General features: G+C 47.5%; 5 protein-coding genes and 1 pseudogene. 3 read left to right on the forward strand and 3 right to left on the reverse strand.

All coding sequences use genetic code 11. The features are described from left to right. Positions 1-261 precede the first annotated feature (261 nt). Both JGK20_RS31960 and hflX read right to left on the reverse strand, forming a co-directional pair. Positions 262-864 carry a PEP-CTERM sorting domain-containing protein gene (locus JGK20_RS31960; protein WP_293233493.1) on the reverse strand — a complete coding sequence of 201 codons (603 nt, stop codon included), beginning with the start codon at positions 862-864 and terminating at the stop codon, positions 262-264. A gap of 1140 nt (positions 865-2004) precedes the next feature. Then, positions 2005-3651: a GTPase HflX gene (gene hflX / locus JGK20_RS31965; protein WP_363319279.1), complete on the reverse strand. Its 1647-nt coding sequence runs from the start codon at positions 3649-3651 to the stop codon at positions 2005-2007. Positions 3652-4186: 535 nt separating this feature from the next. Between hflX and JGK20_RS31970 the strand changes: the two genes are divergently transcribed. Both JGK20_RS31970 and JGK20_RS31975 read left to right on the forward strand, forming a co-directional pair. Beyond that, positions 4187-4399 carry a chlorophyll a/b-binding protein gene (locus tag JGK20_RS31970; RefSeq protein WP_293147923.1) on the forward strand — a complete coding sequence of 71 codons (213 nt, stop codon included), beginning with the start codon at positions 4187-4189 and terminating at the stop codon, positions 4397-4399. A 220-nt stretch (positions 4400-4619) separates the two neighbouring features. Further along, on the forward strand, positions 4620-4856 hold the full coding sequence (locus JGK20_RS31975) for a hypothetical protein (RefSeq protein ID WP_293185835.1): 237 nt from the start codon (positions 4620-4622) through the stop codon (positions 4854-4856). A 326-nt stretch (positions 4857-5182) separates the two neighbouring features. Here the strand turns inward: JGK20_RS31975 and JGK20_RS31980 are convergent, their stop codons facing one another. Next, complete coding sequence (locus JGK20_RS31980) at positions 5183-6241, reverse strand: tetratricopeptide repeat protein (RefSeq protein WP_366039759.1); 1059 nt, start codon at positions 6239-6241, stop codon at positions 5183-5185. A gap of 192 nt (positions 6242-6433) precedes the next feature. Here JGK20_RS31980 and JGK20_RS31985 point away from each other — a divergent pair. Further along, positions 6434-6607 (forward strand): annotated as a pseudogene (locus JGK20_RS31985) (heavy metal-binding domain-containing protein); the annotation flags it as partial. Positions 6608-6738: the final 131 nt, after the last annotated feature.

The following is a 6738-nucleotide window of genomic DNA, read 5'->3' on the forward strand; positions in this document are numbered from 1 at the left end:
CGTCAATTTCAACAAAACGATTCTCGGTGGATTTAATGATGTGCCTCTCTGCTAGTTGCATTCAGACTCTCCATTTTTTGACGATCGCAATAATTCTCTCAGTTGACCATTTTGACTAGATGATACTACTATTGCTTACTACTGCTTACAAACTTAATAAAGTTTTATAATACATTTTTTATGATTTCACCTAAAAACAAAAAAACACTCGCGCTTCAAGAAACGGAGAGATGTTGAAAACAAGCAGCAGCTTGGGCCTGCTTACCGTTGCTGACCGACCTGCTTGTTTCGTTTTCTGGCGGAACAGATGATTCCTGCGCCTGTCAGCAGGAGTGCTACCACAGTACCCGGTTCTGGGATAGTTGTTCTTCTAATGACGGGGGGGTTTATGTAGTTTGGCAATATCGGCGATGGCACCTGTATCGGCGGAACTGGCGATGGCGATGGTGATACCGGTGGTATGACCGGTGGTATGACCGGCGTGGGTAATATCGGTATCGGGGTTGATGGTGGTGGTGAGGCTACCGGTGGTTCCGGTACTGCGGGCTCTACTATTATAGGGCCTGGTGATTGGACTACCGGCACTTCCGGCACTACAGGTTGTACGATCGGTATCGGTGCTGGATCTACCAGCGCTTCCGGTACCGCGTCTCGCACGGGTGCAGGTGATGTCGGTACTTCGACTGGTACGGGTGTTGGTGATTGAGGGCTGAGGGAATTATCAGGGACGCAGGCACTTGAATAGTTTCCGGGCCCGCACACATCGACTGCTGCTGAAGCCGGAGGGGCGGCAGCTAGATAGTAGAACCCTGTTGCCATTGTGGCAGAGAGTCCAATTGCTAGTTTTGCCAGTGGCGTACACATAACTATTTAGTTAAACAGTGGTAAAATCGGAGAATAGAAGTAGTGCTAGAGATTAGCGCTGCACGGCGGGCATAGATTTTAGAGTTCTTACCATAAATTGATGTTTTCTCTCCCGGACGCCTGTAAAAGATAGTATAGCGCTTGAGGCGATCGCCCAAACACTTTGGTCGTCTTATTTTATTTGACCCTAGTCGCCTAGGGTGGTTTGCACCGTCTGGCAACCTCTGAGCTAACAGCCCTTACAGCTATTAAAAGAGAGTTTTTACCGATACTTTTTTGCTAACATTTGCTAACAAATACATAAGTTGAGATCGGATCTCAACCAAGGCCTATCAACCTATGCCCGTAAAAATTTCTACAAGCACTTATATTCTTGCGTTCAGCTTGGTTATCGCTTAGCGCTATTAGCCAATCTGATTATTTGCTTTGATACTGTAGAGGCAACTTATTTATATAGCGGTTGCGTACTACCAAGGTTTTTCACCTACATCTGAGTGGGTAAATTCATAAAATAGCTCGGTAAGTGGGAAACGAGCGAGACTTTAGTCCTGAGAGGGAAACGACGGGCGCGGTTTCAACCGCCTTGAATCCCCTTGCGGGGTTAGAGGGGTATGGTTGCCGCTCTAGGTCGATATGGTTGTCTCCAAATCCCTTTCGGGTAATGTTAGCTTCGCCAAAGTTATAAGGGCTTTTTCCGGCTAGCAGCAGTGTAAAGCGTGACTTTAGAACTGTTTAACCACGCTTCGACAGAGCAAGGGACTAGCTTCGCATCCACAGGGTGTCGTGACCCAAATAACGTAGACCTCGAAGGTCTGAGGCCCGTCAGTACAGCTTGCTCGATCTCTCTAACAAGCTCAGTGGCTTGAGCCTAGAGTTACTGACTCTATATGATACGAAGACCTATGACAAATGTAAGCGATCGTCCGTGCAAATGTCCGAAAAAGTCTTACTGTTAATCAACCTTGAGCGCCGCCTCCTGAAGTTAAGTATGTAACCGATCGCAAACTATATCTGCTGTATTCTAATTAGCAATCCACAATCTGACTATTCTTTTATAGTCTCATGCTTCGACGAGATCTGTCCTCAGTATATGTACGTGTATTCCCGAATGTCAACTACTGAAAAGGAATATTTAAGTATTTACCGAGGGTAGAGGGCGTATTGAATGAGCTGGGCTAGTCGATCGCGCAGGCTTTCCATGCCGAGACCTTTGGCGGCCGAAATAAATACGGCTTGAGGAAACTCTTCTCGGGCGAGAGCAAGAGTATCTCCATCTACGGCATCGATTTTGTTAAATACTACAAGGGCAGGCCCGGGAGTTACGGGCATATCTGTCAAAATATTCATGACGGAGCGAATTTGGCTCTGCCACGCGGGATGCGAAAGATCGACAAGGTGCAGCAAAGCATCGGCATCTGTAACTTCTTCGAGGGTAGCCCGAAAAGCGTCGATCAATGAGAGGGGAAGTTCGCGAATAAAGCCCACTGTATCTGTGAGGACGATCGACAGCGGTTCTCCGGTGAGGGCGCCAGGAATCGTCAGCTTTCGGGTGGTGGGGTCGAGGGTGGCAAATAATTGGTCGGCTGCGTAGACCTCGGAATTTGTGAGCAGGTTGAGCAGAGTCGATTTACCTGCATTGGTGTAGCCGACGATCGCGACTGAGGGTACGTCCATGTGGTGCCGGTTCTGCCGCAGCCGGAAGCGGTGGGCTAGGAGTTGATTTACTTCTTGCTGCAATCTTGAAATGCGTTTGGCGATCGTCCGGCGTTCGGTTTCGAGTTTAGTTTCCCCGGGGCCTCTGGTACCGATACCGCCGCCTTGTCTCGACATTGCTTGACCGCGACCTGTCAGGCGGGGCAGGCTGTACTGTAGTTGAGCGAGTTCTACTTGCAATTTACCTTCGCTCGATCGCGCTCTTTGGGCGAAGATGTCGAGAATTACCTCAGTGCGATCGACGACACGAATACCAATCTGAATTTCCAAGTTGCGTATTTGTGCGGGGGACAAGTCGCGATCGAATACCACGAGGTTAGCGCTAATCGTTTGAGCGGTGAGGGAAATTTCTTGAATTTTGCCTTCGCCGACGACTGTCTGCGGGTGGGGGTTCGATCGCTTTTGACGCACTGTTTGCAATACCTGACCTCCGGCGCTTTCCACCAGCCGCGTGATTTCTGCGAGTCCGTCCTCAAAATCCAGCAGAGTCATGTGCTGAGTCATCACACCAACCAGCAGCACTTTGTCTTGGTCTGCATCTACTTGTTTGGCGACAAATTCTGCTTGAAAATCTGCTTCGAGTCCTTCCACCAACTCCAGAAAGTCTTGGTCTGCGAGGTCGTCCAAACTCAGTGGTTCTGATATTTTCCAGGGAAAGTTTTGAGTTTTGATTGGTGAGTTTTGAATTAAAGGCTCTTCTATTTCCTCTGTTTTAGTTGAAGCTGGTTCTAACTTAGCGCTCAACACAGAGAACTCAAAATTTGGTCGGTCTCCCTGGGGTATCAGGTGAACCAGATAAGTGTCTTGGATGTAACCGGCCGCACCGCCGCCGCGGCGCTGAAATCCTCCGCCGCTTAGAGTCAGCCAAACCAGGGCATCGAGGCGCTGAATTGCCATGGCGGTGATGGCTGCTTCGCTAGGGATTTCGGGCTTCAAGTGGGTGGCGATGCAGCGAATGCCACTGAGGCGACCTCCTCCGTAGCGGGGCAATTCTAGGGGTGCAATCTGGGTTTGGCGGGGCGTACCGACGCCGACGCGAATTACTTGTCCGCGACGGTTGATGTAGGTGCAGATTGGCTTGTCGATTTCGGTACTGATGGCGGCGACGCGCTGTGCGAATTCTGCCGTGGTGATGCGATCGCCCGGTAGTCTTTGGTGGTAAAGCTTTTCGAGTTGCTTGAGCTGGCTGGACTTTAAACCCTGAAGATTGCCGTAGATGGTTTCGATAACTGTTTCTCCCTCGCGCTCTGTCTTTGTTCCTATTTTAGTTAAGTTAAGGGCGATCGTGTTCTGTTTTGCGGTTGAAATTGACTATTTTTTTTTCCTGTAGCTTCTCGCGACTTCAGTATTGTCGAGTCACAACGGCCGTTGTTTGTCGCAGCAGGGCTTCGCAAGCTTTTCACAGCAGCCATCTCAACTTGCAGTTGTCTTTAGTATCTACCGATACAGGCGATCGCTGAAAAAATGGTTTTTAACAAAATTTAACACGTCATTTTTGTCTCAAAATCCTCCTTTAGACTTGTATGTATTTTGCACCTATCGACAGATAGCAAACTAGAAATTAGGTCGCTACCATGATAAGCGAAACATTGTTAAGGAATGTAAAAAAATGGAAACTCGCCCTACTAACTTACCTCCTACCGCTAATGCCTACAACGGCAAAGATCGGAACGCCTTTTTGTTTGGGTTAAACCCACAAGCAGAACTTTGGAACGGTCGCTTAGCGATGATCGGTTTCTTAGCTTATTTGCTTTGGGACATGGCTGGATATAGCGTTCTGCGCGACATACTTCACTTTCTGCCTACCTACATCGCTCACTAATAACGAGCATTCTATCCTGTCTGGTAGTATGAGGAAATGCCACAACTGCCAGACAGCCTAAAAGTTACAAATGGCAGCGAGTAGGATTTTGTCCCTTTGTATTTTTCGTTACTTTTGAATGGCATTAACAGACTTCTTGCTCTGATGCGATGATTCTGCGTAGGGGCGAGAGGAGTGGCGCGGTGAATATTGATAGACAAACAGATATTGTTCATGTTTCATGTTTCATGTAGATACAGAAGAGTATTTATTACACCTAACTCGTTATATTCACTTAAATCCAGTTTGTGCTACTAATATAGTTAAAAAAGCCGAGGCTTGGGAGTTTTCTAGCTATCAAGAATATAGCGGTTTTTACAAAGATTCGCGGACGTTGTTGGGCTTGGGCCCTCTTGATTTCAGCGGTTATGTAAGCTGTCAGCCATACCTCATCTTTTTGAGAAAGGCTATATATTGATTTGCGCCAGGGTAGTTTGCCTAAAATAGATCGAGTGCGATCGCAATTTCAGTCAGCAGATGCTTATCGTTACTTTTTAGAAGATTTAACTAGCGATAAATTAATCCAGCATTTAACCTTTGAAGAATAGAAAGAACCTACGTGCATCCAAGAAACCCGGTTTCTGAGTTCCACGCGCAAGCGTCCAAGAAACCGGGTTTCTCTGAGAATTTACGCCTCTTCACGAGATTTTCCGAAGAAACCCGGTTTCTGAGTATCGCGCGATCGGGGATTGTTGATTCTGACCCATCAGAAACACTATCAACTATCAACTATCAACTGACTAATTACTTTAGTTCATTGAGCGCCGCCTCGGCTTTTTGTGCGCCATCATTGTTGCCTTGCTGGCGGTAAGTGTCTAGGGCTTGTTGAAAAGCTTGAATTGCGTCGGATTTGCGATCGCGCGCTTTGAATGCTTGACCCATGTTGTAATAAGCTTCTCCTCGGGCTGGATCGAGCTGGATCACTCGCCGAAAAGTGATAATTGCTCCTGAAAAATCTTGTTTTTCTAGTTGAATTTCCCCGATTGCAACGTATGCGCTCACTAGATTCGGTCGCACGTCAATCGCTCGCTTGTAAGCTATAATCGCTCCTTCTAAGTCGTTTTGAGCTCTGAGAAGTTCGCCAATTTCTAACTGTACTTCGGGATTCCGCGGCTCTAGTTTTGACGCTTCTTCAAAAGCTGCTAGCCCTTCGGAAGTGTTGCCGCTACGCAGCAAAGCAGTACCTAATTTTAACTGAATGCTGGCTTGTTTGGGAGCGAGTTTGGCTGCTTGTTTGAGCACGGTGACAGCACTGGCAAAGTTTCCCTGCTGGATCAATACTAAACCCAATGAAGAATAAGCTTGCCAATTTTTGGGATCGAGGGCGATCGCCTCTTGGTATGCTTTAAATGCACCGCTGTAATCTTTTTGCTGAAACAGCACCACTCCGAGTCCAATTCGGGCGTTGACATTTTTGCGATCGAGCACAGCGGCGCGACGGTAAGCTGCTGCTGCTGCGGGATAGTTTTGCAGGTTCGCCATAGCATATCCTAAGGCGTATTGAAAGTCAGCATTTTTGGGTTCCAGACCGATCGCCTGTTGGTAAAATTCCACTGAGGCTTGATAGTTGCCCTGACGCGCTTGTAGATAGGCAATACCGGAAAAAATACGCGGGTTTTCCGTATCTAAACGGGCTGCTTGTTGATAAATGGCGATCGCCTTACTGTAGTCTCCTAAATCTACCAACTCGCGTCCTTGCCGCAGCAGACTATCTAAATTTGCATTATTTTTAGGTTGAACTTCCTCTGGTGTGTCTGCTGAGAGCGCTATCTGCGGCGTTGCGATCGCGAATCCCGCTACCAAAAGTGTACTGAATACCAAGAGACTTTGTTTGTGGACGGCCATTTTTTTCAAAGAGTGTGTGGATTAAAAGAGCGAATTGCTGTCAGCTTAACAAGCTTACAGCTTAGGGTTTGCCTGGAATCTTTGAGCGGGGAGATGTAGTAAACCTACAGAAATCGACCAACTCAAAATTTTCGCACTTGAGGCCAACTGATGATTGTAACAACAACTGATATCATCCAAGGAGCAGAAATTCAATCTTACTTGGGAATTGTAACTGCCGAGGTTGTCTACGGCACAAACGCCCTGCGAGATTTCTTCGCGGGTATTCGCGACATCATCGGCGGGCGCACCGGCAGTTACGAGGAAGTGTTTCTCAAAGGACAGGGACATGCCCTCTAGACTTACCATCTCGCTACCCTTCCAGCCATTATGCCTGTACTTTCTAGACACTTTCTATTTGCTTAACGTATTTGCGTCATTACAGCCGTTGAGACAGCTTACTTGTAAGCCCGCAG

It is taken from the genome of Microcoleus sp. PH2017_05_CCC_O_A (assembly GCF_020738785.1).
Lineage (GTDB): Bacteria > Cyanobacteriota > Cyanobacteriia > Cyanobacteriales > Microcoleaceae > Microcoleus.

Excerpts from the sequence above, each read along its gene's own strand:
- JGK20_RS31970 (WP_293147923.1), top strand. The coding sequence starts at position 4,187 with ATGGAAACTCGCCCTACTAACTTACCTCCTACCGCTAATGCCTACAAC.
- JGK20_RS31960 (WP_293233493.1), bottom strand. The coding sequence starts at position 864 with ATGTGTACGCCACTGGCAAAACTAGCAATTGGACTCTCTGCCACAATG.
- JGK20_RS31975 (WP_293185835.1), top strand. The coding sequence starts at position 4,620 with ATGTTTCATGTAGATACAGAAGAGTATTTATTACACCTAACTCGTTAT.